General features: G+C 37.7%; 2 protein-coding genes. One reads left to right on the forward strand and one right to left on the reverse strand.

Annotated elements, in window-relative coordinates:
- Positions 1 to 124: 124 nt before the first annotated feature.
- A complete protein-coding gene (locus AC1DTM_RS25790) occupies positions 125 to 376 on the forward strand; it encodes a YugE family protein (protein ID WP_002015854.1) in 252 nt (83 codons plus the stop codon).
- A gap of 216 nt (positions 377 to 592) precedes the next feature.
- Here the strand turns inward: AC1DTM_RS25790 and AC1DTM_RS25795 are convergent, their stop codons facing one another.
- Entirely contained in the window at positions 593 to 1,432 is an 840-nt protein-coding gene (locus AC1DTM_RS25795; protein WP_002112576.1) for an alpha/beta fold hydrolase, read from the reverse strand.
- Positions 1,433 to 1,574: the final 142 nt, after the last annotated feature.

Genomic DNA, 1,574 nt, shown 5'->3' on the forward strand with positions numbered 1-1,574 from the left:
GTTGCATATGTTTGCTCCTTTCTTCTGTCAAACTGTTAAATTATGAAAATTCTCACTCTTCTTATAGAATAGCTGATGTGATACGATAAAGAAAAGCATTAAAAAGTGAAAAGGCGGGAAATAGATGGGTGCATATGACAAAATGATTGAGGTTGTGAAAAATTGGGATCCGTTTCAAATGGGACCGGAGTTTTATGAAACAGAAGCGAGCGATGTTGTAAACGTCGTAAGTGTGTTTGATGATCCGAAATACATCGCAAAGAAGATTCAACATATATACTTTATGTCTTTTGAAGAAGTACCTGCACTTGAAAAATGCGAAAAATTAGCAGTAGAGTTACTCGTACTAAAAGAAGGCGGAAGTTGTTCATTATAGGCTGTCGGAATTTACGACAGCCTTTTTGTTTATTTTCATTTGTGCGGTTTGATTAAAGCTTCACTTTATCCCGTTTTAACGGGGCAGTAGGACTCCCGCCTCAAAACTCGGTTGAAGCAAAGAGGTTAGGCGAGAAATCAAACTGCCCGTAAAAACCCGATTGATGAAGGCTAATAATCCGTGGGGATAGAACCTCCCACGGATTAAAGCTTCACTTTATTGCGCCGCAAACGCAATAATTTCTTCATAAACATGATCGGGCTTTTCTTCAGGTAGTAAGTGTCCTGTATTTTCATAAGAAATGAAAGTGGAATTAGGTAGGTCTTTATGGAGACGGTGTCCTACATGTACAGGGACGACGCGATCTTTTTCACCCCAAATGAGTAATACTGGGGTTTCGATTTTTTGTAATTCAGTTGAAGATAAGTCACCTTCACGGTCTCTTATCATTCGAGTTAAAGCAGGGAATATACGATCATCATAAAAAGGAGCAGCATAGCCTTCCATCATTTCATTGTCAATTAATGAATGGTCATGAACGACATTCATTAAATTATGAACGATGCCCCTTCGAATAATCCAGTTCTTCACGTATAAGTGGAAGAACGGTAAATAAGAGGAGTACAGTAAAGGGAAGTTTGCGCGTGCTAAATAACTAGAGCTACATAGTAAAATCGTCTTTGAAATTAATTCAGGGCGTAGTCGGTTTACAAAGAGTGAAATTTGTCCGCCCATAGAATGACCAACTAATACAATATTTGAGAGAGATAAATGTTCGATTAAATCGATAATAATAGCTGCTAAATTGTGATAAGAATATTTAAAGAGATGAGATTTATCGCTTTTTCCAAATGGTGGTAAATCAAGGGCGATTACTGTACCTTCCTTTGTTAGTAAAGGAATGAGTCGTCGATAGCTAAATGAGGAAGAGAGGAAGCCGTGAACGAGTACGAAAGTAGGTCGTTCTTTTTTAGTATTATGTTCATACAATTCGTAATGAATAGTAGTCCCGCGAGTGGAAAAAGTGAAGTAAGGGCATTTGCATTCATGGTTCATTTTTTGTCACTCCATTGATTTTTGTTCATATCATCTCCAGACAAGAAACAAAATATGTTAACAAAAAAAGGCAAGATGACATCGTCATCTTGCCTTTTGCGTATTTATCCCGCAAAAGCCCGATTGGTGTGGGCTAATAATC

It is taken from the genome of Bacillus sp. P4_D3 (genome assembly GCF_056401855.1).